The sequence below is a fragment of the Dongia soli genome, assembly GCF_034044715.1.
Taxonomy (GTDB): domain Bacteria; phylum Pseudomonadota; class Alphaproteobacteria; order Dongiales; family Dongiaceae; genus Dongia_B; species Dongia_B soli.
In genome coordinates this window covers 486,861-512,635 of record NZ_JAXCLW010000003.1, presented here as the reverse complement: position 1 = coordinate 512,635, position 25,775 = coordinate 486,861, and the positions used below count along the sequence as shown (strand labels likewise).

General features: G+C 59.7%; 24 protein-coding genes and 1 pseudogene. 5 read left to right on the top strand and 20 right to left on the bottom strand.

What is annotated here, in order from left to right:
* Positions 1-37 precede the first annotated feature (37 nt).
* Positions 38-1,021 carry a glycosyltransferase family 2 protein gene (locus SMD27_RS14505; RefSeq protein ID WP_320509185.1) on the top strand — a complete coding sequence of 328 codons (984 nt, stop codon included), beginning with the start codon at positions 38-40 and terminating at the stop codon, positions 1,019-1,021.
* 26 nt (positions 1,022-1,047) lie between these two features.
* On the opposite strand, the gene SMD27_RS14500 is transcribed toward SMD27_RS14505, so the two are convergent.
* The 6 genes from SMD27_RS14500 to SMD27_RS14475 form a co-directional block, all read right to left on the bottom strand.
* The gene (locus tag SMD27_RS14500) at positions 1,048-3,024 is read right to left on the bottom strand and encodes a hypothetical protein (protein WP_320509116.1); all 1,977 of its coding nucleotides are present in this window, start codon (positions 3,022-3,024) and stop codon (positions 1,048-1,050) included.
* A 98-nt stretch (positions 3,025-3,122) separates the two neighbouring features.
* A complete protein-coding gene (locus tag SMD27_RS14495; protein WP_320509115.1) occupies positions 3,123-5,270 on the bottom strand; it encodes a hypothetical protein in 2,148 nt (715 codons plus the stop codon).
* 69 nt (positions 5,271-5,339) lie between these two features.
* Entirely contained in the window at positions 5,340-6,308 is a 969-nt protein-coding gene (locus SMD27_RS14490) for a lysylphosphatidylglycerol synthase transmembrane domain-containing protein (RefSeq protein ID WP_320509114.1), read from the bottom strand.
* 222 nt (positions 6,309-6,530) lie between these two features.
* On the bottom strand, positions 6,531-7,097 hold the full coding sequence (locus tag SMD27_RS14485) for a GcrA family cell cycle regulator (RefSeq protein WP_320509113.1): 567 nt from the start codon (positions 7,095-7,097) through the stop codon (positions 6,531-6,533).
* Positions 7,098-7,261: 164 nt separating this feature from the next.
* Positions 7,262-7,597, bottom strand: a complete 336-nt coding sequence (locus tag SMD27_RS14480) for a DUF2794 domain-containing protein (protein WP_320509112.1) — start codon at positions 7,595-7,597, stop codon at positions 7,262-7,264.
* Positions 7,598-7,802: 205 nt separating this feature from the next.
* Positions 7,803-8,210, bottom strand: coding sequence for a hypothetical protein (locus tag SMD27_RS14475; protein WP_320509111.1), 408 nt, complete (start codon positions 8,208-8,210; stop codon positions 7,803-7,805).
* Positions 8,211-8,507: 297 nt separating this feature from the next.
* On the opposite strand from SMD27_RS14475, the gene SMD27_RS14470 reads away from it, so the two are divergent.
* From SMD27_RS14470 to der, 3 genes are all read left to right on the top strand, one after another.
* Entirely contained in the window at positions 8,508-9,155 is a 648-nt protein-coding gene (locus SMD27_RS14470) for a tetratricopeptide repeat protein (RefSeq protein ID WP_320509110.1), read from the top strand.
* Positions 9,156-9,345: 190 nt separating this feature from the next.
* Entirely contained in the window at positions 9,346-10,707 is a 1,362-nt protein-coding gene (locus SMD27_RS14465) for an outer membrane protein assembly factor BamB family protein (protein ID WP_320509109.1), read from the top strand.
* 100 nt (positions 10,708-10,807) lie between these two features.
* A complete protein-coding gene (gene der, locus SMD27_RS14460) occupies positions 10,808-12,256 on the top strand; it encodes a ribosome biogenesis GTPase Der (RefSeq protein WP_320509108.1) in 1,449 nt (482 codons plus the stop codon).
* A 17-nt stretch (positions 12,257-12,273) separates the two neighbouring features.
* Here the strand turns inward: der and SMD27_RS14455 are convergent, their stop codons facing one another.
* The 6 genes and pseudogenes from SMD27_RS14455 to SMD27_RS14430 form a co-directional block, all read right to left on the bottom strand.
* On the bottom strand, positions 12,274-12,507 hold the full coding sequence (locus tag SMD27_RS14455; RefSeq protein WP_320509184.1) for an ABC transporter permease subunit: 234 nt from the start codon (positions 12,505-12,507) through the stop codon (positions 12,274-12,276).
* The gene (locus SMD27_RS14450) at positions 12,468-13,103 is read right to left on the bottom strand and encodes an ABC transporter permease (protein WP_320509107.1); all 636 of its coding nucleotides are present in this window, start codon (positions 13,101-13,103) and stop codon (positions 12,468-12,470) included. Before SMD27_RS14450 ends, SMD27_RS14455 begins: the two co-directional genes overlap by 40 nt.
* Before the next feature lie 22 nt (positions 13,104-13,125).
* Positions 13,126-13,566, bottom strand: a pseudogene (locus SMD27_RS14445) (ABC transporter ATP-binding protein); the annotation flags it as partial.
* 20 nt (positions 13,567-13,586) lie between these two features.
* Positions 13,587-13,886 carry an ATP-binding cassette domain-containing protein gene (locus SMD27_RS14440; RefSeq protein WP_320509106.1) on the bottom strand — a complete coding sequence of 100 codons (300 nt, stop codon included), beginning with the start codon at positions 13,884-13,886 and terminating at the stop codon, positions 13,587-13,589.
* Positions 13,887-13,900: 14 nt separating this feature from the next.
* Positions 13,901-14,566: an extracellular solute-binding protein gene (locus tag SMD27_RS14435; RefSeq protein WP_320509105.1), complete on the bottom strand. Its 666-nt coding sequence runs from the start codon at positions 14,564-14,566 to the stop codon at positions 13,901-13,903.
* Positions 14,560-14,844 (bottom strand): hypothetical protein, encoded by a 285-nt coding sequence (locus SMD27_RS14430; protein ID WP_320509104.1) that lies wholly within the window; start codon positions 14,842-14,844, stop codon positions 14,560-14,562. The genes SMD27_RS14435 and SMD27_RS14430 overlap by 7 nt, the downstream gene beginning before the upstream one ends.
* A 716-nt stretch (positions 14,845-15,560) precedes the next feature.
* Between SMD27_RS14430 and SMD27_RS14425 the strand changes: the two genes are divergently transcribed.
* A complete protein-coding gene (locus tag SMD27_RS14425; protein WP_320509103.1) occupies positions 15,561-16,796 on the top strand; it encodes an MFS transporter in 1,236 nt (411 codons plus the stop codon).
* 34 nt (positions 16,797-16,830) lie between these two features.
* Here the strand turns inward: SMD27_RS14425 and SMD27_RS14420 are convergent, their stop codons facing one another.
* The 8 genes from SMD27_RS14420 to SMD27_RS14385 all read right to left on the bottom strand — a co-directional run bounded on the left by SMD27_RS14420 (position 16,831) and on the right by SMD27_RS14385 (position 25,735).
* Positions 16,831-17,601 (bottom strand): SDR family NAD(P)-dependent oxidoreductase, encoded by a 771-nt coding sequence (locus SMD27_RS14420; RefSeq protein WP_320509102.1) that lies wholly within the window; start codon positions 17,599-17,601, stop codon positions 16,831-16,833.
* Positions 17,601-19,061, bottom strand: a complete 1,461-nt coding sequence (gene purF, locus SMD27_RS14415) for an amidophosphoribosyltransferase (protein ID WP_320509101.1) — start codon at positions 19,059-19,061, stop codon at positions 17,601-17,603. Before purF ends, SMD27_RS14420 begins: the two co-directional genes overlap by 1 nt.
* Before the next feature lie 107 nt (positions 19,062-19,168).
* Positions 19,169-19,921: a CvpA family protein gene (locus SMD27_RS14410; RefSeq protein WP_320509100.1), complete on the bottom strand. Its 753-nt coding sequence runs from the start codon at positions 19,919-19,921 to the stop codon at positions 19,169-19,171.
* 42 nt (positions 19,922-19,963) lie between these two features.
* Positions 19,964-21,433 (bottom strand): DNA repair protein RadA, encoded by a 1,470-nt coding sequence (gene radA, locus SMD27_RS14405; protein ID WP_320509099.1) that lies wholly within the window; start codon positions 21,431-21,433, stop codon positions 19,964-19,966.
* A gap of 53 nt (positions 21,434-21,486) precedes the next feature.
* A complete protein-coding gene (locus SMD27_RS14400) occupies positions 21,487-22,263 on the bottom strand; it encodes an ABC transporter ATP-binding protein (RefSeq protein ID WP_320509098.1) in 777 nt (258 codons plus the stop codon).
* Positions 22,260-23,033: an MlaE family ABC transporter permease gene (locus tag SMD27_RS14395; RefSeq protein ID WP_320509183.1), complete on the bottom strand. Its 774-nt coding sequence runs from the start codon at positions 23,031-23,033 to the stop codon at positions 22,260-22,262. Before SMD27_RS14395 ends, SMD27_RS14400 begins: the two co-directional genes overlap by 4 nt.
* Positions 23,034-23,039: 6 nt before the next feature.
* On the bottom strand, positions 23,040-24,155 hold the full coding sequence (gene alr, locus SMD27_RS14390; protein WP_320509097.1) for an alanine racemase: 1,116 nt from the start codon (positions 24,153-24,155) through the stop codon (positions 23,040-23,042).
* Between the two features lie 80 nt (positions 24,156-24,235).
* A complete protein-coding gene (locus tag SMD27_RS14385) occupies positions 24,236-25,735 on the bottom strand; it encodes a replicative DNA helicase (protein WP_320509096.1) in 1,500 nt (499 codons plus the stop codon).
* Positions 25,736-25,775: the final 40 nt, after the last annotated feature.

Genomic DNA, 25,775 nt, shown 5'->3' with positions numbered 1-25,775 from the left:
GAAAGCGCCGAGTGGTTAGGGAGGCAACATCTTGATAGTGACAACATCCACCGATATGCAGGCGGCCCAACATTCTGCACTCAAGCTTTCGATTATCACGCCTATCTATAATGAAGAGGAGAATATCCCCCTCCTTTTCGAACGGCTCGATGCAGTACTGCGCCCTATGAAACGCGGCTATGAGATCATCATGGTCAATGATGGTAGTCGCGACGGTTCCCTGGCAGCGTTGCGCCGGCTGGCGGAGCAGCATCCAGAGGTCAAGGTGATCGACCTGAAGCGCAATTCGGGTCAAACCGCTGCTTTGATGTGCGGTATCGATCATTCGACCGGTGACATCATCATCCCGATCGATGCCGATTTGCAAAACGATCCCGCGGATATCCCGAACCTCCTGGTCAAGATCGATGAGGGTTATGACGTGGTTTCCGGCTGGCGGCGCGATCGTAAAGATGCTGCCATCCGCCGCAATTTCGTCAGTTCGGTGGCAAATCTCGTTATATCCCGCATTTCCGGCGTTCATTTGCGCGACTACGGCTGCTCGCTGAAGGCCTATCGGCGATCGGTTCTCGAAGGTGTTCGCCTATACGGCGAAATGCATCGCTTCGTTCCCATCTATGCCTCATGGATGGGTGCAAAGATCACTGAGATTCCGGTGAGGCATCATCCGCGGCTCCATGGCAAGTCCAGCTATGGGCTGGAACGCGTCGTCAAGGTCATTCTTGATTTGATTGTGGTTAAGTTCCTTGACCGCCATCTGGTAAAGCCAATCTATGTCTTCGGTGGCTTTGGCATGTTGTCGGTCGCGATCTCGTTTCTCACGCTGCTCTGGGCGCTCTATCTCAAGCTGGTCGAGGGCCTATCGCTCATTCAAACGCCGCTGCCTCTTCTGTCTGCCATGGCTTTTCTAATTGGCATCACGGCCATTCTGCTCGGCTTGATGTCGGAAATCCTGGTACGCACCTATTTCGAATCCCAAGACAAACGGCCCTATTACGTGCGGGAGCGAATCAATCTCTGATCTGCTCCGGCTCGAACGATAGGCCATCAAAAGACGTAAACGGCATATCGCTCGTTCTCGAAGATACACTTCAGCGGCAGATCGTGAGGGTAGCGCCAGTCCTTATGAACGATGAAATGCGTCCAATGATTCTTGCTGGCAAGGTCGGCAATCGCAGCACTCCAATGTTCGGCTGACAGGGCGCGGATTTCATTCAGGCGCTGATCGGCACCGGGAAGTTCGGCCTCGCCATCGCCATTGCAGAAATAGCATTGATGGCCGAACAAGGCGGAAATCAGCGTATTCTTCTTGCCGTAGCGATAATCAATGACCGGATAGCGTAGATCATTGGTCACGACGACGGTGTTTTGCAGCGGGATCGCCTGCATTGCCGCGGCCAAGGCTGTGGTTTCGACCACGTCATCGCCGCGTAGGGGATTGGCGGTGACCTGGGCCGCGACCACGGGAATGCGCAAGATCGACAAGGCCGTCGCCGCAACGATGACGAGACTCACCAGAAGCCGGCCGACTCTGGGCAATTTGCCCCAAGCTTCGGCCAGCATGGCGGCGGTGAAGGCAACAGCCAGCATTGGTACGGCCGAGGCGATCCGGAACCAGTTGAAATTGGGGTCTGCCTGATTTGCATAGATTAGGACGAGCATATTGGCAGCGAGCAGCAGTAGAAGTGCCGCAATAAACCAGATCACGCAAAAGGAAGGCACGTGACGATAGCACCATGCGGCTAGCCCCAGGCCGCATATGGCGACAAATGCCAGGTCGCGAGAAATCTCGACGGTGTTCTCGCTGCAATAGGTGCAGGCGAAAGGAGCAAACTTCACGAAGAACTCGGACCCGCCAGATCCGGACAGGGTCATCAGGAGGAGACCGATTATCAGCGCGGCGGCGGCTGGGAGGATCTCCCGCGGCTGCCGCCCGGCCACGCTACGGTAAAGACACCAGAGTCCGAGGATCAGCCCGGTCGAGATAAAATAGAAGGGGTCGAGCGGCGCGAGGCATCCGACGAGCACTGCGCTCAGCACGCGCGCTGTGCGTCGCTCCCAATAGAGCATCAAGGCAACTGTCAGCCAAGCCAGCATCCGGGCGCCCACAGTTGGCAAATGTACCACAAGGAAATTGAGAGTCGGCTCGGCGGCGAAACTCCCGTGTTTCACCGTCTGCAAAATTGCTTTGACGGTTTTGAAGCTGATCCGGAAATCGCCGTGATTGTGATTGAAGGCGACGACGACGAGACAGGCGGCGAGAATCACCGGCACGCCGCGGGGCAGGCGGCGGACCAGCATCCAGCCCACGCCAATAATCCCTCCTTCGATGATCGGAAAAGCGAGATAAAATTGAGCAATATGCGCCTTGATCCCGGTCAGCCGCACCAGATTGGCAACCGCTTCGAGGACGCCCAAATGATAGGGTTTGATGCCGCCCGCGAAGGTCAGCGAATAAGGCGGCAAAGCTGGGGAGGCCAGGAGCGAGCGGATGGTCGCCAAGTCAGTCGCGTCATCCGTATAGAAGATGAAGGGAGGAAAGGCACCGGTACCGGCCAGGGCGCCGCGAACCAGGACCACGCATAACGGCAGAAGCAGAATGATCGCAGCGATCGTGATCGATGCCGAAAGCCCTGGACTTGATCTTTCCTGGCGGACAAGGGATTGCTCGCCGCCGCCGCGGCGCATCCTCGACAGAAAAGCAAGGCCGCAAAGAATGAACGCTAATATCATCGTCCAGCCTGGCAAGTCCGCCAATCTTGCAAGAATGGAGACGATGCCGGACAGAATAAAGCCGACCGAGAAGCTGACGGCGACTTCAGCAGGCCCGATTCTGCCAAAGAGCAGTTTCATGACCAGCAAAACTGGTGCCGCCAGGATGAGCAAAACGGTGATTGCTTTTGCGGCCACCACGCCATCGATGGAAGGGTTGGCGAGTATCCAGGCTGATAGCGGCACCAGGTAGGCACCGAGTCCAATAGCCTCCTTGAAGGTCATTGGCGGCAGCCACTCTTTGGACGACATCGATTTCGACAGCATCTCAGATCTTTTTGACATAAAGAGAAATGACAGCACAGGCCGCTGGAAATCACCATTGCCGACGCATGGTCCGGCGCATGCGGTCAGGGCAGCCTGTAAATTGCATATTCGCCATTATTATAGATGGATATTGCCGTTTCTGGCGGCTGCCGCTCGGCTCGGAGAGCCAAGAAATAGCCTTCATACGATCCGTGCAGCGTGAGCGCGTTGGGCCGCAACCGGCCGCTGATGACAGCATCATTCAGTTCCAGGCGGTGTTGCCTGGCGGCTGGGTCGGACCGCAGCGGCGAAACCGACCAACTCGAAATATAAAACTGGCGGTCAGCCGTAGCGGAAAGATCGTTCCATCCTTCAAAGCGTGAGGGTTGATCACCGGTTTGGTCTGTAAAGATCAAAGCATTTGGAGGGGTCAGCTCGGCCACTTTGCGCCAGAGATCATAAAGTTTCGGTGGCACGACGTTGCGCCACTTGCCGACGAATTTCAGATCTCCGTCGGCATGGGCGAAGACGGTGACGATCACGGCGATCGGCAGCGCGTATCGCCAGCAGCGACCAAGCCTGCCTTTCCTCGTTTGGGTGGCTGGTCGATGCGCATCAGCGGTAAATGGTGACAACGCAATAATTAGGGCGCCGCCAAACAGAACAGTCCAGAGAAGCACGAATTCCCATTTTCCGGGATCGCGATATGCTTGTCCGAAGAGGGTGAGAAGTGATGCTAGGATGAAAAGATAGTCGGGTGCACGGTCGGGCTGACCGCGTCCGATCTGCCCCGTGAGAAGCGCGAACGCAACAAGAGCGAGAGCCGATGATGCTGTGCCGTTGAATAGGAAGGGATAGAAAAAGAACAAGGCCATGGCGACAGCCACTGCAATTGCGGTGGGATAATCGCGGAGCCGCCAGGCACCAACGATCAGCAATATATATCCAAGGTCTCCAGCCAGGAATGGCAAGGCGCGGTTCGTGCTGTCGACCGTAATGCCATAAAACAGGACCCGAAAACTGTTCGGGCCGAAATCTTGAGCGGACGCATAACCCGCAAAAATCGGACCGTAGTAACTGAGCAGGCCAATGGCAAAGCCGCCGCATATGACGGCACCAAACAGGAGAAAGAATGTGCTCCGGGGAGACTTACTAGCGAGCACGACGCCCGCAAAGCGGCACAGCACATATGACCCGAAAACCGCTATAACAACAACCTTTGAGATGGCAAAGCAGATTGCCGTTAACGGTGCCAGGATGAAGAAGAACCCGTGTCGATCCTCTCCTCGCGCCGCGAGATAGGCGATCGACAAGCCGAAGGGAATGGCAAAGGCGTAAGGAGGGCTTTCGACAATCCAGCTCGGATACCGTGTCGCGGCGCAGATCATCAGGATGACGGCACAGATCCGTATCGCAGATATGGGCTCAGTGCCGCATTCCGCGCGATAGCGCAGCAGCGTCCGCCCCCCATAGCAAACGGCCATAAAGAAGAAGAACGGGACAGAGGCCGTGATGAATAACGAAATGTCGAAGGCGGGGATATCGTCGAACGCAAATGCTAGAAAGGACGCAATCTGGTTGACTGGCGGTCCCAGCCGGTCCCCCTCTACGGTCAGCGGTATGACGGTGAACAGTGATTTCTTGAGCGCATGATAGTTCGCAGCGTAGACCGTGATATCGCCCAGATCCAAAGTTCCTGAGCCGTAGACCGTTGGCATCCGCCAAAGCAGGCCGAAATGCACGGCAAAGGCGCTTGCGAGAGCAAAAATGATCAGATGCGACGACCAGCCGCTTGCCGCCGCCGAGCTGTCGTTACCCCCAGAATTGAGGTCGCGTCGGATCTGAACGATCCGCAACAAAGGCAGTCCAAGTGCCAATGCCAAGATGAGATAGCTACTGCCGCCGGCAAACTGGACGAGGGCGCAGATAATGAGCCAGACGAGGATACCAAGTGGAAGGCTGATCATCTGGCGATCGATCACCGTCAAATTCCACGATGCCGGCGCAAACGTGAGAATGCCCAGGCCGGTGGCGAGGCCGCCGTAGAGAAGAATGAGGCCGAAGCCAACGTGTAGAAAGAGTGCCGGCAGCAAGCCTGGGGCCGACATGTCGACATACTTGCGATGGATCGGCGTTGCCAGACCTACATCCACTAAGACCAGCCTCACAATCAGGGCAGCGGCGATCAGCACGCACACTATTCCCAGAATGGTCCGGAGATTTTTACCTTGTCCGACTGATGCGGATGTCATCACATGATCCCATGTATCGTAATGGCGGTGTTCGATCGCTGCCTGGAAGATGCGGTTCTGGTTGCACGGTTATTGCTTCGGGGCCGTCGGGCGGGAAACGAAATGTGTCGACTTCGCGAAGACCACTAATACGCCGGGTAGTGAGACGGCGGTCGCCACAAGGCGAATGGCAATGCTCAACGCTAAGGCCTCTGCCGTGGGCCAGCCGAGGCTTACCAGGCAAAACGTGATGACTGATTCCTGCAGGCCGATGCCGTTGAATGACAGCGGGATCATTTGCACTGCCAGGAAGATCAGGACAACGCCGAAGACCGCGGCATAGCTGATCGCAGGTCCCTGTGCTTCGGCTAGGATGGCGATGGAAGCTGAGCCCACCATCAGCATGAGGAGTGAGACGAGCCAAGCCGCGGCAAAGACCGGCTTGATCGATAGTATGTCGGCAAAAAGGTCGAGGATCGCCTCTCGAAGGCGGAAGAGCCGCGCTTTGAACACTGCAGACCATTTAAGCGTCCAAAATACAGCTGCTAGGCCAAGGCCAAGAGTGCTGATCGCGACAGCGAGCCATAAGATGCATTGCAGGATGAGCGGGCGCAACGGTTCAAGCCCGTCGATCAGAAGCAGGCAAGGCAAGGCTGTAACCAGGGCCATCACAGCGGCAAGGCGATTGAGAACAAGGCCGCTCAAGGTGTGTGTCAGTGGATAGCGATGTCGCTTAAGGGAGGCAGCGATAACGGCGTCGCCGCCGATCGTGCTAGGCAGAAAATTGCTGGCGAATAGGCCGAGCCAACTAAGGGCGATGGCGCGCCGGTAGGGAATATCAACCCCGAGGGCGCGCAGAATGATGCCGACCCGATAGGCGCCGAGTAAATGGCTAACGCCCAGCACACCAAGCGATGCCGCACCGGTCATCAGCGACAGGTTTCGGGTGGCCCTCCCCAGATCTGCCGCCGACACGGATTGGGCCAGATGCATGATCAGCGCTGCCGAAACGGCGATCTGTATGCCGATGATTAGCCACTTTTTCAGGTCGCCGGGCATTCGCCTATTGCCGCCGTCTCTCTGTCGCTATTGAGGCCCTTAACTCAACGGAGAGTGTCGGGTAATCGCTGCGATACAAAACCAGTTGCCGATTTCTACCGCGAAACGGCTTTTTGTCTATCCATCACTTTTGCCCGGCACCGTTATCTGAGGTACGCCCCTGATGAACAAAGGCTGGCGGTTAGGCCAGCCTTTGTGGTTTTCGGTGATGGTTGAACCGTGTTATGCCGCCTCCGACTTCCGGTGATAGGCAACGTGGCAATGTTCGCCGCAATAGGGACGGCCGGGTTCGGCGGGCTCGCCGCAGAAATGGAAGCCGGGTTGCTTCGGATCGCCGACCGGCCAGGAACAGCTCTTGCTGCCGCCATGGGCGCGGCTCGGCTGGGGGTGGCGGGCAACCGGCAGATCCGCCTTGTTCCGCATCTCGGGCGTGGGGCGTGCCGAGGGGGCCGCCGGCTGCGAAGCGCCGGCAGCGGCGTTGCTGATGCCAGCGGCCGAGGCGGTATTGCCCAGCGGCGATGGCGCCATTGGGGAAGTGAGTGCGGGCCGCGCCGTCCGTTCCGGTCGGTCCTGGCGCGCCGTTGCTGCCTTGCGGCGCGGTTGGGCGGTGCTACCGCTGCCGGCCTCGCGTTTGATCGGCGAGGGACGTCCCGTCAGGCCGAGGCGATGGGCCTTGCCAATGACGGCATTGCGGGTGATACCGCCAAGAATAGCGGCAATCTGGCTGGCGGTCTGGCCCTGGCCCCAAAGCTTGCGCAAGGTTTCAATCCGCTGTTCGGTCCATTCCATGGCGTGCCTCCTTATAATTACTCGGTGCGTGCCGCGAGATGTTGTGTGGAAGCTATTTCACCCCACAACATCCGGGGAGGCAAGTGCCGCCACGCAGAATCTTGTGGATAGCTCGTGGTTATCCGCAAGATTTTGATGAAGACGCCAGTAATTGTGGTTAAAGCTTAGTCAACAACAGCCAATTGACGTGCAAGCACTTCGATGATGTCACTTAATAGCCGGCTCGAGGCAAGCTGCCGGTTTCGCGACAACAGGACGTAATTGGCGTCCCGATCGCCTTTAAGGACAACTTTATTGACGGAAAAGAGCGGGTGTTCCTGGCTGCGGCGGTAAATCGAGAACACCGCCATATTGCTGCGATGGTCGATGGCGTAATCACGCCAGAGCCCCCGGCTTACCTGAAGGCTGTAGATCGACAGCAATTGGGCCAAGTCCTCGCGGCTGAAAAAGACCCGCCGGCCCTTGCGTTGGTAGTCTGCAAAAAGTACCAGTTGCGCCATCTGCCTCCGCGACCACCAGACGCTTTGATATAGCGCTGCAGCGCCCCTTTAGAGGATGCTAAAAGCGCTCGGTGCCGCTGCGCAAGCTGCAAAACGTGCCGCAGAATCAGCACCTCATTCGCGATGCCGTGATCAGTTTTCACCAAATTGCCACATGCCGTCCAGATTGGTAACGGTCCGCGCCCGAAATCCAATGCCGGCCGCGTCAATGGACGCGGATTTCCGGGCTCGCTGTCGGATCGGGGTTGTCATAGCACCAGACTTCGCCGATCGTCCGATAGCAATAGGCGGCGTTATCGCGCCTTTCTGCCGCCTCCATCTGCGCCAGTTCGGCCGAGCTGAGGCAATATTTGCCCGTCTGCTGGTAGCGCAGGATATTGCAGTCTTGGCCGGTTACCAGGGAAGCCAGATGGTCGGAGGCGGTCTTGCCGGTCTGATTCAGGCTGCTGCCTTCGACCAGGCCGTAGACCGCGGCGCCGGTGGTGAGCTGGCAGCCGCTGAGGGCCAAAAAGGCCCCGATGCCGAGCACAAATACAAGGGCCGGGGCCGGCTTGGTTGTTAAGGCATTCCCTCCCGGGTTTGCGCGCCCGTCTTGTCGATATGGCGTGGTCATGAACGATCCTTCCGGGCAGTACGATGGTCGATAGTGATTGCTCGGAGCTTAAAGCAAAAACCGTTCCAAATTTCTAAATAGGCTGCTGATTCCGTTACCGACCGATCCGACCGATACTTTCCCCCGCTCTTTGGAAGCCGCCGGCAGAGGCATTCTGCGATTTTGACGATTGCCAGCTATGCCGCTATGTTAGCGCGCAAATTTCCAACCAGACCGACCCCGGCCATTCCCAGAAGCCGGTGGCGGTAAGGCAAATGAGATAGCTGCCGGGCACGGCAGTCCTAAGAGGTTTCAGGCGTGACTGACATTTTCAATGAGATCGACGAGGAGTTACGGGCGGACCAGGCGCGTGCCTTCTGGCGGAAATACGGCAATTACGTGATCGGCGCCGCGCTTCTTGCGGTGCTGGCGGCGGCCCTGTGGTGGGGATGGCAGCGATACGATGATTACCGGCGTCAAAAGGCCAGCGTCGAATTTCTCGAAGCTGTGCAACTGCAGCAAAAGGATGAAAAGGCCGGTGCCGCGGCGCTCGACCGGGTGGCGGCCCAGGGCGGCGGCTATGGTCTGCTAGCCCGCTTTCAACTCGCGAATAATGCATTGGCCAGCGACCCGGCCCGGGCGGCCGATTTGCTGGCGGCGATTGCGGGCGATCAGTCGGTCGATCCGGCGGCACGCCAACTGGCGGCGGTCCAAGCCGGGCTGATGAAGTTGCAGGCTAACAAGCCGGCCGATGCGCTGGCCCTGGTACAGCCACTGGCGGTCGAAGGGAATGCCTATCGCCTCTCGGCGCTGGAAGTGTCGGGCCTCGCCCAACTGGCGGCCGGCGACAAGGACAAGGCACGGGACACGTTTACCCAGTTGCAGCAGCTGGCATCGGCCCCTGGCGCGGATAGCCCGGCAATGGCCATGCGAGCGCAGCAGATGCTGGACCGCCTGCAAAAATAGGATCGCGGCCAAGGCTGGTGAGATTTGGCCATGGCAATTGGCCCCTCTCGGCAGCCGGGCGAATGCGTGGACATGCCGTCCCGAGATGGCCGACCGAGGCTATCTCATCGGCGATAAATAAGCCGGCGGGCGGACATCGCTGGCCGTTAGATAGGGAATTGGCGACCAGATGGGCGGCGTTATGAAGCGAATGACAGGGCAAAATAGCCAGCCGGCTTTGGACGGCACCTTTTCGGGCAGATGGCGGGTGTTCATCCGCGCCGGCCTGTTGGGAGCTGCCGCACTGACGGCCTTGGCCGCCTGCGACAAATCCAAGACGCCATTGCCGGGCGAGCGGGTTTCGGTATTGCAGCTCGACCGCAGCCTCAGCGCCGATGAATCCCTGGCGGATGTGCAGGTGCGTCTGCCGAAGCCTTACTTGAACAAGGATTGGTCGCAGGCGGGCGGCCAGCAAAGCCATGCCATGTATCATCTGCAAGCGAGCACCCAGCCCTTGCAGCGCATCTGGTCGACCAGTGTCGGCTCCTCTGCCAGCGATGACAATCGAATGTTGGCGGAGCCAGTTGTCGCGGGCGGCATCGTTTATACGATGGATGCCGACTCCGAGGTCTCGGCGGTTGATGCGAAAAGCGGCGACCGCTTGTGGCGGGTCGATTTGACGCCAGATGAAGAGGACGATGATCTGTTCGGCGGCGGACTCGCCGTGTCCGAGGGCAAGGTGGTGGTGACAACACCCTTCGCCAAGGTTTTCGCGCTTGATGCCAAGAGCGGCAAGACGATTTGGGAAACATCGGCACCGTCGCCGATGCGCTCCGCTCCTGCGGTCAGCGATGGTCGCGTGTTCTCTGTCACGCTCGACAACCAGCTCGTCGTTTTCGCGCTCGATGATGGCCGTCGCCTCTGGTCCAATGCCGGTGTCGAAGAAGCTGCCGGCTTGCTGGGCGGGGCGACACCGGCCGTATCAGGCGGCGTCGTCGTCGCCGCTTATACATCAGGCGATCTCCTGGCCTTTGATGTCACCAATGGCCGGATCCTGTGGAGCGACAATCTGGCGGGCAAGACGCGCGGCGATTCCACCGCCACCCTTACCGATATCCGTGGCCGCCCGGTGATCGATCGCGACCTTGTCATCGCCGTCAGCAATGGCGGTGTCATGGCAGCGATCAGTCCGCGGCGCGGCGGCCGGGTCTGGGATGCCAGTATCGGCGGGACGCAAAGCCCCTGGGTTGCCGGCGATTTCATCTATGTGGTGACCAACCAAAGCGAGGTGCTGTGCTTGCAGCGCCAGGATGGCCGCATCAAATGGGTGCAGAATCTGCCGCCTTACGAAGATATGGAAAAGCACAAGGATCCGATCTATTGGAGCGGTCCGGTCCTGGCCGGCGATCGGTTGCTGGTGACCGGGTCGAGCGGCTATGCCGTTTCAATTTCGCCCTATTCCGGCAAGATTCTCGGACAACAGGAAGTCGGCCGATCCCATCTGCCGCCAGTGGTGGCGGACGGGACGGTGTATGTCCTAACCGATAACGCGGATCTGTTGGCCTTCAGATAACAGGCCGATTGGACCATTGGATGATGGACCGACCGTGTCGCCGCGATATGTCGCTAGGATGGCGGTATCGGCGGTCCATCGCATTTGATCGAAACGATAAATGAAATTCACCGTCGCCATCGTCGGCCGGCCTAATGTCGGCAAATCAACCTTGTTCAACCGGCTGATCGGGAAGCGCCTAGCGATTGTCGACGATCGTCCTGGCGTGACCCGGGACCGGCGCTATGGCGCCGGCCGTCTGGGTGATCTTGATTTCACCGTCATCGATACGGCCGGTCTGGAAGACGTTCATGACGACAGCCTCGAATCTCGCATGCGCGACCAAACCGAGCAGGCGGTGAACAGTGCGCAAGTCGCCTTGCTGGTCATCGATGCCAGGACCGGTGTCACGGCTCTGGACGAGCATTTCGCGCGACAATTGCGCAAACGCCGCACGCCGGTGATCCTGGTCGCCAATAAAAGCGAAGGCAAGGCCGGTCAGGCCGGGGCGATGGAAGCCTATGGTCTTGGCCTTGGCACACCGATCGCCATTTCAGCGGAACATGGCGAGGGCATGGGCGATCTCTATGACGCCATGCAGCCTTTCGTTGATGCCTGGCGCAGCAAGAGCGGCACGGCAGGGGAGATGGGTGACGAGGCGGCCGCTTTGGAAGCGGCGGCCCAGCCGGTCACGCTCGATGCCGAACTTGAGGCGCTGCCAAATGATGAAGCCGAAGCGCCTAGCCATCTCCAACTTGCCATTGTCGGCCGGCCCAATGTCGGCAAATCGACCTTGGTCAACCGCCTGATCGGCGAGGACCGGCTGCTGACCGGCCCGGAGGCGGGCATCACGCGGGATGCGATCGCGATCGATTGGCAATGGCGAGACCAGACGGGGCAGCATCATCCGGTGCGCCTGATCGATACCGCCGGTCTGCGCCGCCGGTCGCGGGTCGTGGAAAAACTGGAACGGTTGTCAGGCCTCGATACCGAGCGAGCGATCCGCTTCGCCCATGTCGTCGTCCTGGTTCTGGATTCGCACGACATGCTGGAAAAGCAGGATTTGACCATCGCGCGCCAGGTGATCGAGGAAGGCCGGGCCCTGGTTATCGCGGCCAATAAATGGGACGTGGTGGAAGACAAGGCCGAAGCACTGAAAAAGCTGCGCGAGCGGCTCGATCTCTCTTTGCCTCAGGTTCGCGGTCTCCCGGTTGTCACCATCTCCGGTCTCACCGGGCGCAATCTCGACAAGCTGATGGATGCCGTTTTTGCCATCTACGCTCGCTGGAACCGGCGCGTGCCGACGGCGCAGCTCAATCGCTGGCTGGGCGATGTGCAGCAGATGCATCCGGCACCTTTGGTGGCCGGCAGGCGGGTAAAAATCCGTTACATGACCCAGATCAAGACCCGGCCGCCAACCTTTGCGCTCTTCGCCCAGATGGCGGATGAGCTGCCCGATTCCTACCACCGCTACCTACTGAACGGCATTCGCGATACCTTCGATCTCAGCGGCGTGCCTCTGCGCCTCTATACCCGGCGTGGCGAGAATCCGTTCGATCGGGATAGGTAAGCGGGCGAACACCGCCCTTATCGCGATGTCTTGCGGAGCTGCCGCACGTACCAAAGCAAAATAAGAATGAGCGAGGCCAAAACGGCGCTGGCGAGAATAACAGCGGCCACCGCCAGGCGTGGTGTGCCGGCCGATCGCAGGCTGAGCCACATCAGCACCGGCAGGGTTTGGGTGTCGCGATCGGTAAAAAAAAGCGCCATCACGAATTCGTTCAGCGAAATGACGAAGGCGAACAGCGCCGACGACATGATGCCAGCCGAGACCGATGGCAGGACGATCTCGAAGAAGGTGCATAGGGGCTTCCCACCGAGGTCGTAGATGCTTCGACGATCCGGTGATCGATGGTGCGGAAGGTCGCTTCCATCAGCATGAAGACCAGCGGCATTGCCCAGAGCGAATGGGCCAACATCACTAGTCCGCGCGAACTATAGACAGCGAAGCCACCGATATTCAAGCTGCCGAAAGCAATGGCGACGCCAAGGCCAAGCGCCACGCCTGGCATGAAAAGCGGCATCATGATAGCGAGATACAGTACTGACTGGCCGGGGAACTTGTAACGCTCGAAGACCCACGCGGCGAGAACGCCCGGAATGGTCGAGATCACGGTGGTTCCGATCGCGATGATAAGGCTGTTTCCCAGGGCATCAACCCATTGGGGGCTGCCGAAGAAATCACGATACCATTTCAGCGACCAGTGCAGGATTGGGAAGCGTATCGATGTATCATTGAGCGACATCGTCAGCGTGATCACGATCGGGATGGCTATATAGAGAACGATGAAGACCGCGAAGGCCAGAGCGAGTCCGCGCAACAGGACAGCATCGGGGCGCCATCGCGAGCTTGGCATGAAGTTGCCCGCCCTCGCGCGCTCAAGCCGGCGCATGGAAGATGCGGTCCGGCCGGTCGATCTGATCGATTCGGCCTTTGTTCATCACGGCGATCCGGCTCGACATCGCCATCGCTTCACCTTGGTCGTGGGTGACATAAATAGCGCTGAAGCCCATTTCATCATGCAGGCGTTGGATCTCGCTGCGAAGCGGCAAGCGCAAGGAGAGGTCGAACGCAGAGAGCGGTTCGTCGAAGAGCAGGATCGCCGGCTCCACCACCATCGATCTGGCGAGGGTGACACGTTGTTTCTGGTCACCGGAAAGCTGGCTCGGATAGCGCTCCTCATATCCAGCAAGCCTGACCATCTCCAGGGAACGTTTGACCCGTGCCGGCATCTCTGTTCTAGCGATGCCGCGCATGCGAAGGCAATAGGCGATGTTTTCGGTTACGGTCTTATGAGGAAAGAGCGCGCCCGATTGGAAGACGGTGGCGGTTTGTCACGCTAATAGGCCGGCAGATGATCGATACGTGCACCGTTGATTTTGATCGCACCGGAATTGAGCTCCTCGAAACCACCGATAAGCCGGAGGGTAGATGTCTTGCCAGACCCCGATGGACCGAGCAGGGTGACAAATTCGCCTTTCGCAACATTGATCGACACGTCATCGACGGCGACAACATTGCCGAAGCTGCGTCGGAGGCGATCGAGATCGAGGGCAGGAGCATCCGATGCTGAGCTTACGTCGGCCATATGGAATTTGCTTTCGTCATCGAGAGGCCCGCGACCGATCAGGCCGGCCATGGGCATCCAGGCGCTCAACCTTGCGTCGTCTTGACGATGGTCTGCTTCATGCGCGCATCGAGCACGTCCCAATTCGGGCCGAACTTGCTCCAACCGTCAATGCTGAAAAGCTTGAAGGTCTGACGGACCTCGTTTTCCGACCGAGGATAGGCCACCCAGTGCGCCGGCGGCGTCAGGTCTTTGCGCGACATGAAATCGGTCGAGACGTCGAGGAAGCGTTGTTGCGTTTCCTTCTCCAAGAGATAGATCATGAAGAGATCGGCGAGATCGGAATGCCGTGTGCCCCGCACTTTCACGAACCAGTTCGTATAAGAAGCGGTGCCTTCTTCGGGGATCGCCGCTTCGAATTCCTCGCCATGTTCCTTAATGAAGCCATAGGCATCCGCCGAATACATCGTGGCGATTTCAGCCTCGTCCTGGAGCATGAGATTGGTCAGTTCCGCGCCATCCTTGTACCACTTGGCAATTTTCAGCTTTTCCAGTTCCAGGAACAGCGGCTCCATCTCCGCAGGCGTCTCGAACACCTCATCGATGCCGGACTTGCGGTCGGAAAGGATCGCCGGGATGCAGAGATCCCAATAAAAGGCGGCAGCATCCATCGTAATCTTGCCCTGGGCCTTGGCATCCCAGAAGTTGCGCCAACTATCCGGTTTAAGTCCCGCTGATTTGGCCGTCAGCATCCATGGTGACCCGCCACGAAGGGCACGCCATATTCCTTTGCTGGGCCACGTTCTTCATCGAACCATGAATAGACGGCAGAAAATCCGGGGATCTTGCTGCGATCAGTCTTGGGGAACAGCTTTTCCGCGAGACCCGCGGAACTGGTATATTCATCGGCAATCGCGATATCGAAGGGCGGATTGTCGGCCGGCGCGGCAACAATCTGCGACACCATCTGGTCCCAGCGGCCCACAGTCTCCACCTTGGTGCCGTAACTTTTCGTTGAAAGGCTCGACAACCGCAGCTCGGAAACTGAGTTCGTGATTGCCGTACCAGGAAACGACGATCAGACTCTCACGGGCGAAATCCGCACGCGCTGAAATCGGGGCGCGACCAATGATTGCAGGTGCACCGAAGGCCGCCGCGGCGCCGACAGCCGATTTGATTAACCGTCGGCGGCTGATACCGCCGATGAGTCCAGTGTTCTTGCGAGTCATGTGGCCTCCCCTGTCTTCTGCCTGATCACGCGAGAGATGGTTTGCCACCTCTTCCGCTGCGCGACATCATTTCCCTATTTTGTCGGGATGGTCACCGAAAACGGATACCGTGCCAAGCCCGCGGATGATTCATCGACTGTTACAACTTTTGGCCGATCGTGGCATCTAGCTGTAAGGGGACGGCCTCATGTAGCCCAATGTTGCGCGCTTCGCGATGCTTGATGACTCCCACGAGGCCGAGCATGCTCGACCGATATGAAATTTTCAATGGCGATTTTCATCTTATATCGGCAGTCAAGCGCATGAAGTCGGGAGATAGGCAATCTGTCAGAAATCCAGACCAAATTACGCCGCTGATCAGGCATAGTGCGGCGCAGCGGCGCGGTTTGTTCTTCGATCACAGCCAACACATCGATAGCGCCCGCCGCGGGACAGTGTGTTATCGCCGTCACTGATGGCGGATAGGATTTACGATCAGATGCATGACCGGCCTGCTTCTTCTCAATCGGCGCCTCCGATGTCAACAGGGGCGGCTGAAGCATCACGCACCTGCATGGGCAACGCGGATGACAAAGCGGAATCGGTGATCCTGCAGATCCTGACGACCGTCGTCTTTACCTTTATCTGTTATCTCACGGTCGGCATCCCCCTGGCGGTGTTGCCGAGCTATGTGCATGTCGATCTCGGCTATGGCTCGGTCCTGGCCGGCATCGTCATCAGCACGCAATATCTCGCAACCTTGCTGACGCGGCCGCATGCGGGCCAGACCTGCGATCTAATCGGTCCCAAACAGGCCGTGGTCTATGGCCTGATCGCTTGCGGCATCAGCGGCATCTTTCTCCTGATCGCGGCGATGTTTGCTGGGACTCCGTGGATCAGCCTGCTATTCCTGCTGATCGGCAGGCTGGTGCTGGGTTTCGGTGAAAGTCTGGTGGGAACGGGATCGATCACCTGGGGCATCGGCCAGATCGGCGCCACCCATACTGCCCGCATGATTTCATGGAACGGCATCGCCACCTATGGCGCCCTGGCCCTGGGCGCCCCTTTAGGTGTCATCCTAACCGGTAATCTCGGCTTTGCATCGATCGGCGCCAGCATCGCGTTGCTGGCGGTGATCGGCCTTGGCCTCAGCTATCTGAAGCGACCGACCCAGGTGGTGACCGGCGACCGCTTGGCTTTCCGTCGAGTTTTCGGGCGAGTTCTCCCGCATGGATTGGGCCTCGCCTTGGGCTCGACCGGTTTTGGCACGATCGCAACCTTCATCACCTTGTTCTATGCCAGCCGTAATTGGCCAAATGCCGCTTTCACGCTGACACTGTTCGGTGCGGCTTTCATCGGCACGCGATTGCTCTTCGCCAATGCCATCAACCGGTTCGGTGGCTTCCGCGTTGCCATGGTGTCATTCGTTGTAGAGGTCGTTGGACTTGTGCTGCTGTCCGGGGCGGGGGTGCCGCACCTTGCCTTGGCTGGCGCGGCATTGACCGGATGTGGCTTTGCCTTAGTCTTTCCTGCGCTCGGCGTCGAGGCCGTCGGCTTGGTCCCGCCTTCAAATCGAGGCGCGGCGCTGGGTGCCTATTCGGTCTTTGCCGATTTATCTCTCGGAATCACCGGGCCTCTGATCGGCTTCATCATCAGCCTTTACGGCTATCCATCGGCATTTCTATGTGCCGCGATTGCTGCTGCAATAGCGCTGATTCTCACCGTGCTGCTGTATCGCCGGTCTTTCCGCATGGCGCCGGCGGTAACCCACTAGCAACGCCGTCACGTTAACGGCGAGCTAGATCTAATCAGTCTTCCTGCGCCTTGATGACCTGGCCGGTCGCCGTGAAATCGGCGCTTGCGAGCCGCACGAAAGCTTCGGTGATCTCGTCCGGATGCGGCCGGGTATCGGGATTTTCACCGGGATAAGCCGCCGCGCGCATTTTCGTGCGGGTGGCGCCCGGATCGATCAGATTGACGCGGATCGGCGTGACGTTCTGGACTTCCAGGGCATAGCTCTGGACCACCATTTCCAACGCCGCCTTGCTGACCGCATAGGCGGCCCAATAGGGCCGAGGATTCTGCGCGGCGCGGCTGCTGACGAAGATGGCGCGCCCGGCATCCGACAGGCGGAGCAGCGGGTCCATGCTGCGGATCAGGCGCCAATTGGCAGTCAGGTTGATGTCCAGTACATCTTGCCATTGCTGAACTTCGATATGCGGGACGGGCGTCAGCGGGCCGAGAACCCCGGCATTGCCAACCAGGATGTCGAGCTTGCCGAAACGCTCGAACAGGGCAGCGCCCAACTGATCGATGGCGTCATATTGCTTGATATCGAGCGGCACCAGCAGGCTGGGCTCGCCGCCGGCGGCGCGGATCGCGTCGTCGACTTCTTCCAACCCGCCCACGGTGCGCGCGGTGAGGACCAGCTTCGCACCCTCGGCGGCAAAGCGCCGCGCAACCGCGGCGCCGATGCCGCGGCTGGCACCCGTGATAAGGGCGATGCGGCCGGCGAGACGGCCAGCCGCTTTGGCTCCGCCAGCCTGGCCGGCGGCTTCTCCCTTGCTGCTATCGCTCATCAGGAGGCTTTTTCCGTCACCAGCAAGGAAAGCTGCGCAACCTTGCCACCGCCAGTCTGATCCGTCAGTGCCGTCGGGTAATCGCCGGTGAAACAGGCATCGCAATATTGCGGCTGGTCGGCATTGCGCGCCGCATGACCCATCGCCCGGTAGAGCCCGTCGATGGAAACGAAAGCCAGACTGTCGACACCGATGATCTTGGCCATCTCGGCGACATCATGCTGCGCGGCGAGAAGCTTGCTGCGCTCCGGCGTATCGATGCCGTAGAAGCAGGAATAGGTGGTGGGCGGACTGGAAATGCGCATATGCACTTCGGTCGCACCGGCCGCCCGGATCATCTCGACGATCTTCTTCGAGGTGGTGCCGCGCACGATGCTGTCATCGACCAGGATCACCCGCTTGCCCTGCACCTTGGCGCGGTTGGCGTTGTGCTTCAGCTTGACGCCGAGATTGCGGATCTGGTCGGTCGGCTCGATGAAGGTGCGGCCGACATAATGATTGCGGATGATGCCGAGCTCGAAGGGAATGCCGGATTCTTCGGCATAACCCAAAGCCGCCGGCACGCCGGAATCTGGCACCGGAATGACGACATCGGCATCGATCGAGGCTTCACGGGACAATTCCGCGCCGATCTTCTTGCGCGCCTCGTAGACGCTGCGACCATCCATGATGCTGTCGGGGCGGGCGAAATAGATGTATTCGAAGACGCAGAAGCGCTGGGTGGTGGGGCCGAATGGCCGCATGCTGCGCAGGCCGTCCTTGTCGATCACCACCATCTCGCCAGCATCGATATCGCGGATGTAATCGGCGCCGACGATATCGAGCGCACAGGTCTCCGAGGCGAGGATATAGGCATTGCCCAGTTTGCCGAGCACCAGGGGTCGCACACCCAGCGGATCGCGCACACCGATCAGCAGATTGTCGGCAATGGCGACCAGGGAATAGGCGCCCTCGATCTGCTGCAGCGCATAGACCAGGCGATCGACCACATTGCCGCGCAGATGGGTCGCCATCAGATGCAGGATGATTTCGGAATCGGTGGTGGATTGGAAAATGGCTCCGCGCTTGGTCAGCTCGTCGCGCAGGGTATAGCAATTCGTGAGGTTGCCGTTATGGCCGAGGGCAAAGCCGCCAAATTGCAGATCGGCAAAGAGCGGCTGGACGTTGCGCAAACCACTGCCGCCGGTCGTGGAATACCGCACATGGCCGATGGCGGCGTGGCCCGTCAGGCGCGTGATCACCGATTCCTTTGAGAAGTGATCGGCGACATGTCCGGTCGAGCGGTAAGCGTGAAATTCCTTGCCGTCGAAGCTGACGATCCCGGCAGCTTCCTGGCCGCGATGCTGCAGGGCATGCAAGCCCAGCACGCTATGGGCGGCGGCGTCTTCGTTGCCGAAGATGCCGAAAATGCCGCATTCTTCGCCGAGATGATCTTCGTCGAAAGGCTGAGTGGTCATCATCGCGGTGACGCTCCAGTCTAAAAGGCGCTCAGATTACGGGCGCTTAAGCTTACCGCCCGTCAGGGCTATTTGGCTGCCGGCGCCGCTATCCGGCCGAAGCCGGTGGGCTATTGAGCGCCTTGCAGCAGGCGCTCGAGATCCTTGCGTTCGGCGTCCTTATACCCCGATCCGGAGGCTTGTCCACCCGGTTTCGCGGAAGTCTGGTCTGCGCCGGCCGCACCGCCCGCCGGAACCGTCGCCGTCCCGCCCGAACCGGGCGGAGGCTTCACGCCGGCGGCATTTCCAGCTGTATTGCCGGTCAGGCCGTTATAGGCATCATTGAGAGCCTTGCCCTGCTCGATCTTCTGCATGCCGGTATCAAGCGCCATGCTGCCCCGATTGATCACATCCGCGGGCAGCAGCGATTTCAGGAAATCGGCGCCCTGGGCCACCAGCGGCTCGGTCCGCGCTTCACGCACCACATCGGGCCGCGATGCCGCATTCGGCAACGCCCAGGTCATCAGGATATAGGCGAAGGACACGATGACAGCGCCGCGGATCAAGCCGAAAACCAGGCCGAGAGACCGATCCAGGGCGCCGAGCGCGCTGGACCGCACGTTAGCCGAGAGATAGTGATTGATGATGCCGAGGACAATGATGGCGATCACGAAAATGCCGATACCGGTAACGATATCGGCGAGCAGCGGTTCGCTGATATAGCGGATGGCGATCGGCCGCAGCCTGGGCAACAGGAAAATCACCGCTAGGACCGCGCCAACCCAACTCAAGATCGACAAGACTTCCTTGACCAGGCCGCGCGACAGCGCCAGCAGGGCGGAAAGGCCGATGACGGCCAGGACACAGATATCGACAAAATTCACGCGGCGTCTCGTCGCAGTGTGCAAGATGGTGACATGCTGCCCTCAGGACCTCCGACCTGCGCCGGCTGCAGCCGAAGATATCGCCGGGGATTCCAGGGACAGCGAACGTGATTCATTATAAAGCCAGTCCACCAAATCTTGTAGGTGTCCAATCTCGACTGCCTGCAGGCCCTCAATAGCGGCTGTCGGCCGTGCCGCTTTTCCCGTGCCGCCTTTGTCGCGCAGCTGCGGGCTTTGCGGCACCAAGGCGCGGCGGAAGCCGAGCTTGCCGGCTTCGCGTAGCCGCTGCTCGGCCTGGGCCACCATGCGAATCTCGCCGGATAAGCCAATTTCGCCGAAAACGATGACATCTTCGGGTACGGGGCGATTCGACAGGGCGGAAACCAATGCCATGGCGACGGCGCAATCTGCCGCCGGCTCATTGATCTTCAGGCCGCCGGCGATGTTGAGATAGACCTCATTGCCGGCCAAAGCGAGATCGCAGCGGGTCTCCAGCACCGCCAGCACCATGGCCAGGCGATTGCTGTCCCAGCCGACCACGGCGCGGCGCGGCGTCGACATGGGTGAGGGCGAGACGAGGGCCTGCACCTCCATCAGGACCGGCCTGGTGCCTTCCATGCCGGCAAAGACGGTCGCACCGCTGACATTGCCGCGGCGTTCGGCGAGGAATAGGGCCGAGGGATTGGGGACTTCATGCAGCCCGCCATCGGTCATCTCAAAAACGCCGATCTCATTGGCCGGGCCGAAGCGGTTCTTGACCGAGCGCAGGATGCGGAACTGGTGACCGCGTTCGCCTTCGAAATAGAGCACGGTGTCAACCATATGTTCCAGCACCCGCGGCCCGGCGATCTGACCCTCTTTGGTGACATGGCCGACCAGCAGCAGCACAAAGCCGCGGGACTTGGCGATGCGGATCAATTCTGCCGCGCAGGAGCGTACCTGGGCAACCGTGCCGGGGGCGGAATCCAAACTGTCCAGATACATCGTCTGGATGGAATCGATCACCACGACATCAGGCGGATCGCTGCGATCGAGGCTGGCGATGATGTCGCGCAGGCTGGTGGCGGCGGCGAGCTGTGCGCCGGCATTGCTAAGGCCGAGGCGGCGGGCACGCAATTGCACCTGCTCGACTGCCTCTTCGCCGGAGATATAAGCACAGGACAAAGCAGGTTTTACATTCCCAAGTGCCGCAACCACCTGCAGCAGCAGGGTCGATTTACCGATGCCGGGATCGCCGCCGACCAGCAAGGCGGACCCACGAACCAGGCCCCCGCCGGTCACCCGGTCAAATTCGGCAATGCCGGTTGCACGCCGGATCGCTTCCGGGATGGGGGCATCCAGGCCGACGAAATCGACGCCTTTACCCCGCTTGCCGCTCAGGCCTTTGGGTACTGCCGCGGCAGTTTCCTCGACCAGCGAGTTCCAGGAACCGCAGGCCTCGCATTTGCCGGCCCATTTGCTGAAGCTGGCGCCACAAGACTGGCAGACATAGAGCGTGGTTGATTTCGCCATCTCTGGCGTTCTCCTCCTGGCGCCGGGAACGCCCGGTTAGATCCTCCTGCCGCTCAGAGCGGCCGGATCGGCATCTTGATCGGGCCTTCGGCGCGGCCATGTACGAATTGATCGACATAGCCGTTGCCGGAATGATCGACATCGCTGGCTGGTCCAGCCCAAACAATTCTGCCTTCGAAGATCATCGCCGCGCGGTCGCCGATCTCGCGTAAGCTATGCATGTCATGCGTAATCGTCAGGGCAGTCGCGCCGAGATCATTGACGCATTTGCTGATCAATTCGTTGATCACCTGGCTCATGATCGGATCGAGGCCGGTGGTCGGTTCGTCGAAGAAGATCATCTCCGGCTCGGTCGCGATGGCGCGGGCCAAAGACACGCGCTTCTGCATGCCACCGGACAATTCGGCGGGATAGAGCTCGCCGACTTCGGGCCCAAGGCCGACCGCGCCCAGTTTCCGCACGGCGATTTCCTTTGCCGCCTTGCGCTTCATGCCACGGCCTTCGATCAGGCCGAAGGCCACATTTTCCCAGACCGGCAGACTGTCAAACAAGGCGGAGCCCTGGAACAGCATGCCGAATTTGCGCATCACGTCTTCGCGCTGGTCGCTGGAGGCGCCAACCATTTCCTGGCCATCGATCTCGATGGAGCCTTTATCAGGCGTCAACAGGCCGAGAATGCATTTGATCAGCACTGATTTGCCGGTGCCGGAGCCGCCGATCACCACCAGCGACTGGCCGCGCTGCACGTCGAGATCGAGATTGTTGAGTACGACCTTGCGGCCGAACGCCTTGGACAATCCCCGGACCTTGATTTTGAGATCGGTGCTCATCGCGCGAAGAACAGCTCCGTGACGATGTAGTTGAAGATCAGGATGAGAATCGAAGCCGTCACCACGGCATTGGTGGTCGCCTTGCCGACGCCCTGCGCGCCGCCATGCGAATGATAGCCGTGATAGCAGCCCATCAAGGCGACGATGAAACCGAAGACGCCGGCTTTGACCAGACCGGAAATGACGTCCAGCGTCTGCACGAAATCGACCGTGTTCTTCAGATAAGTGGCGTGATTGAAGTTAAGCTTCACCACGCTGACCAGATAGCCGCCGGCGACACCGATGATATCGGCGATCAGAACCAGGACCGGCAGCATGATCAACCCGGCGATCAGCCGGGGTGCTACCAGATATTTGAACGGATTGGTGCTGAGGGTCGTCAGGGCATCGATCTGCTCGGTGACCCGCATGGTGCCGAGCTCGGCAGCCATGGCGGCACCAACACGGCCGGCCACCATCAGGCCAGCCAGAACCGGGCCCAGTTCGCGGGTCAGCGAGATTACCACCACATTGGGAATCGCCGATTCGGCGCTGAAACGCGAGAAGCCGGTATAGGTCTGCAGCGCCAGCACCATCCCCGTGAAGATCGCCGTCATGCCGACCACCGGCAGCGAATAGAAACCGATCTCGATCATCTGCTTGAGGATCAGGCGGGGATAATAAGGCGGCTGAATCGCCAGCAGGACGGATTTCAGGGTGAAAAGCGTCACCCGGCCGATAGCTTCCAAACCAGAAAGGAATGTCCGGCCGATTGTCTGCAAGAAATTGATCACTAATTACCCCGCCGGCAGATAACGGCGCTCATAGCGCGCGGAAAGGGCAGTCAGGATCTCATAACCGATCGTGCCGGCAGCCCGCGCCAGATCATCGGCGCTCTGGCGCGGGCCGATGATATCGACCAACGCGCCGGGTTGGACCAGCGCGGCGGGTATTTCCCCCACATCGATTGAAAGCAAATCCATCGACACACGACCCACAATCGGCGCCCGGTGATCCCCCAGATGGACCGCGCCCTGGTTGCTGAGCGCACGAAACACCCCGTCGGCATAGCCGCATCCGATGGTGGCGATCCGGGTTGGGTGCGCACATGTATGGGTCGCACCATAGCCAACGGGTGTGCCTGCGTCAACGTCACGAACTTGGAGGATTTTTCCTTGCAGACGAAGCACTTGCCGCATCGGATTAGGCTGGCCGAGCATGGGGTTCAGACCGTATAGAGCAGCCCCCGGCCGGGCCAGATCGAAGTGATAATCGCTGCCGAGAAAGATGCCGGAGGAATTGGCGAAAGAGATCGGGGTGCCGGCGGGAAGCGCGTCTCGCGCTATTTCCAGATGGCGTCGGAAAAGCGCGAGCTGCTGATGGTTGTGCGGGGAAGCGGGCTCGTCGCTGCAAGCAAGATGGCCGATCACCAAAGCCAGCGGAAAGCGTCTAAGGCTGTCACCATCGGCGATCAGCCTCTGCCACTCTCGGGCGGTGAGGCCTAGCCGGGACATGCCGGTATCTATCTGGATAGCGGCGGGCCGCGGGATGTCGCCTTTGCGGCCGAATTGTTGCCAGGCCTCGATCTCCGGCGGGCTGTCAAGCACGGGCACAAGATCGGCGCCAATGATATCGGGCGCGCCGCCGGCCGGCAGGCCGTTCAACAGAAAGATTTGCGGCCCGCTTCCCAGGATGCGGCGCAGGGACAGCCCTTCATCCAAGGTCGCGACAAAGAAGTGCCGGCAACCGGCGGCCCGCAAAACCGGTGCGACCTCGGCCGCGCCCAGTCCGTAGGCGTTGGCTTTGACAGCGGCGCCGCATTGCGCCCCCCCGATTCGATCGGCCAGTTGCCGATAATTCTGTGCGACGGCGGCCAGATCGATGGTCAATACCGCCGCATTCCGATCAATCATGGGTTCCCGCCATTCGACTCCAAGAGCGTTCATTCGGCTCATAAAGGCACATGAACAAGGCGTTACTGGGGCAATTGGCCTCAGTGATGCGCCGGCAGATGGTCGTCGAGGATAAGATTGCTGAAGCGCGTCACCGTGCCCTCGAAATGCAGCATGACGGTGCCGATCGGGCCGTGGCGCTGCTTGGCGAGAATGAGCTCGGCCTTGTTATGCAGACGTTCCGCTTCCTGCATCCATTGCTGCAGCTTATCGGTATCGTGGTCCGAGGGCTTCTTGCGCTCGTGATAGTACTCTTCGCGGAACACGAACATAACGACGTCGGCATCCTGTTCGATCGAACCGGATTCCCGCAGATCGGCGAGCTGCGGCCGCTTGTCTTCGCGGTTCTCGACAGCACGAGAGAGCTGGGATAGGGCGACGACAGGTACGTTCAGTTCCTTGGCGATGGCCTTCAGGCCGCGGGTGATCTCCGAGATTTCCTGGACCCGGTTCTCGCCGCCCTTGGCGCTGGCGGATCGCATCAGCTGCAAATAGTCGATGATGATGAGATCGAGACCGTATTGCCGCTTCAGGCGGCGAGCCCGCGTGCGCAAGGCGGGCACAGTCAGGGCTGGTGTGTCATCGATGAAGAATTTCCGCGACGACATCGTCTGCGCCGCTTCGACGATGCGGGGGAACTCATCGTCCGTCACCTCACCACGGCGGATGCGATCGGAAGAAACCCCGGATTCGTCAGCCATGATACGATGGGCCAACTGTTCGGCCGACATTTCCATCGAGAAAAAGGCGACCCGGAACGTATCTCCCGGTTCGGCGCTCTTTTCCCGTTTGGCCGCATTATAACCCATATTGGTGGCCAGCGAGGTTTTGCCCATGGAAGGGCGGCCGGCAAGGATGATCAGATCTGAAGGCTGCAGGCCGCCCAATTTCTTGTCGAGATCGTCGAGGCCGGTGGGAACGCCGGTCAATTGGCTATCGCGCTTGAAAGCCAGTTCAGCCATTTCCAGCGCGCTTTTGACCACTGTGTCGAAGCGTTTCGGGCCGCCTTCGGTCTGGCCACTTTCGGCCAGATTGAACAGCTTCATTTCCGCGCCTTCGATCAGATTGACCGCCGTCACATCGGGATCGTGAATGTAGGCGTCATTGACCACATCGGTGCCCAGTCCGATCAGCTGGCGCCGCAAATAAAGATCGAAGACCGCCTTGCCGTAGTCTTCCGCATTGATGATGCTGACAACAGCTTGGGCGAGTTGGACAAGGTATTGCGCACCACCGATTTCAGCGAGAGCGCCATCCTGGTCGAACAAATTCTTCAAGGTGACCGGATTGGCGATCTGGCCGCGCTGGACCAGCTTGGCGATCGCTTCATAGATACGGCCATGGAGCGCATCGGCAAAGTGTTCTGGGCGGAGGAATTCGTTGACCTTATCGAAGACCTGATTGTTGGCCAGGATCGCGCCGAGCAATGCCTGCTCCGCCTCGGTATTGTGCGGCGGTGTCCGCTGCGTCAGGACATCGGATGAGGCATCGGCCTGATTGCGCAGGCGGGTGACATTGGCGAGGGGCGCGTTCGATTCCATGGGGCGGACACTAACAGATCATGGTTCCAGTCGGGGGCTG

Bases quoted from the DNA above. Each gene is read 5' to 3' on its own strand.
- SMD27_RS14500 (WP_320509116.1), bottom strand. From the start codon at position 3,024: ATGTCGTCCAAAGAGTGGCTGCCGCCAATGACCTTCAAGGAGGCTATT.
- SMD27_RS14495 (WP_320509115.1), bottom strand. From the start codon at position 5,270: ATGACATCCGCATCAGTCGGACAAGGTAAAAATCTCCGGACCATTCTG.
- SMD27_RS14490 (WP_320509114.1), bottom strand. From the start codon at position 6,308: ATGCCCGGCGACCTGAAAAAGTGGCTAATCATCGGCATACAGATCGCC.
- SMD27_RS14485 (WP_320509113.1), bottom strand. From the start codon at position 7,097: ATGGAATGGACCGAACAGCGGATTGAAACCTTGCGCAAGCTTTGGGGC.
- SMD27_RS14480 (WP_320509112.1), bottom strand. From the start codon at position 7,597: ATGGCGCAACTGGTACTTTTTGCAGACTACCAACGCAAGGGCCGGCGG.
- SMD27_RS14475 (WP_320509111.1), bottom strand. From the start codon at position 8,210: ATGACCACGCCATATCGACAAGACGGGCGCGCAAACCCGGGAGGGAAT.
- SMD27_RS14465 (WP_320509109.1), top strand. From the start codon at position 9,346: ATGACAGGGCAAAATAGCCAGCCGGCTTTGGACGGCACCTTTTCGGGC.
- der (WP_320509108.1), top strand. From the start codon at position 10,808: ATGAAATTCACCGTCGCCATCGTCGGCCGGCCTAATGTCGGCAAATCA.
- SMD27_RS14450 (WP_320509107.1), bottom strand. From the start codon at position 13,103: ATGCCAAGCTCGCGATGGCGCCCCGATGCTGTCCTGTTGCGCGGACTC.
- SMD27_RS14440 (WP_320509106.1), bottom strand. From the start codon at position 13,886: ATGGCCGGCCTGATCGGTCGCGGGCCTCTCGATGACGAAAGCAAATTC.
- SMD27_RS14435 (WP_320509105.1), bottom strand. From the start codon at position 14,566: ATGCTGACGGCCAAATCAGCGGGACTTAAACCGGATAGTTGGCGCAAC.
- SMD27_RS14425 (WP_320509103.1), top strand. From the start codon at position 15,561: ATGTCAACAGGGGCGGCTGAAGCATCACGCACCTGCATGGGCAACGCG.
- SMD27_RS14420 (WP_320509102.1), bottom strand. From the start codon at position 17,601: ATGAGCGATAGCAGCAAGGGAGAAGCCGCCGGCCAGGCTGGCGGAGCC.
- purF (WP_320509101.1), bottom strand. From the start codon at position 19,061: ATGATGACCACTCAGCCTTTCGACGAAGATCATCTCGGCGAAGAATGC.
- radA (WP_320509099.1), bottom strand. From the start codon at position 21,433: ATGGCGAAATCAACCACGCTCTATGTCTGCCAGTCTTGTGGCGCCAGC.
- SMD27_RS14400 (WP_320509098.1), bottom strand. From the start codon at position 22,263: ATGAGCACCGATCTCAAAATCAAGGTCCGGGGATTGTCCAAGGCGTTC.
- alr (WP_320509097.1), bottom strand. From the start codon at position 24,155: ATGATTGATCGGAATGCGGCGGTATTGACCATCGATCTGGCCGCCGTC.
- SMD27_RS14385 (WP_320509096.1), bottom strand. From the start codon at position 25,735: ATGGAATCGAACGCGCCCCTCGCCAATGTCACCCGCCTGCGCAATCAG.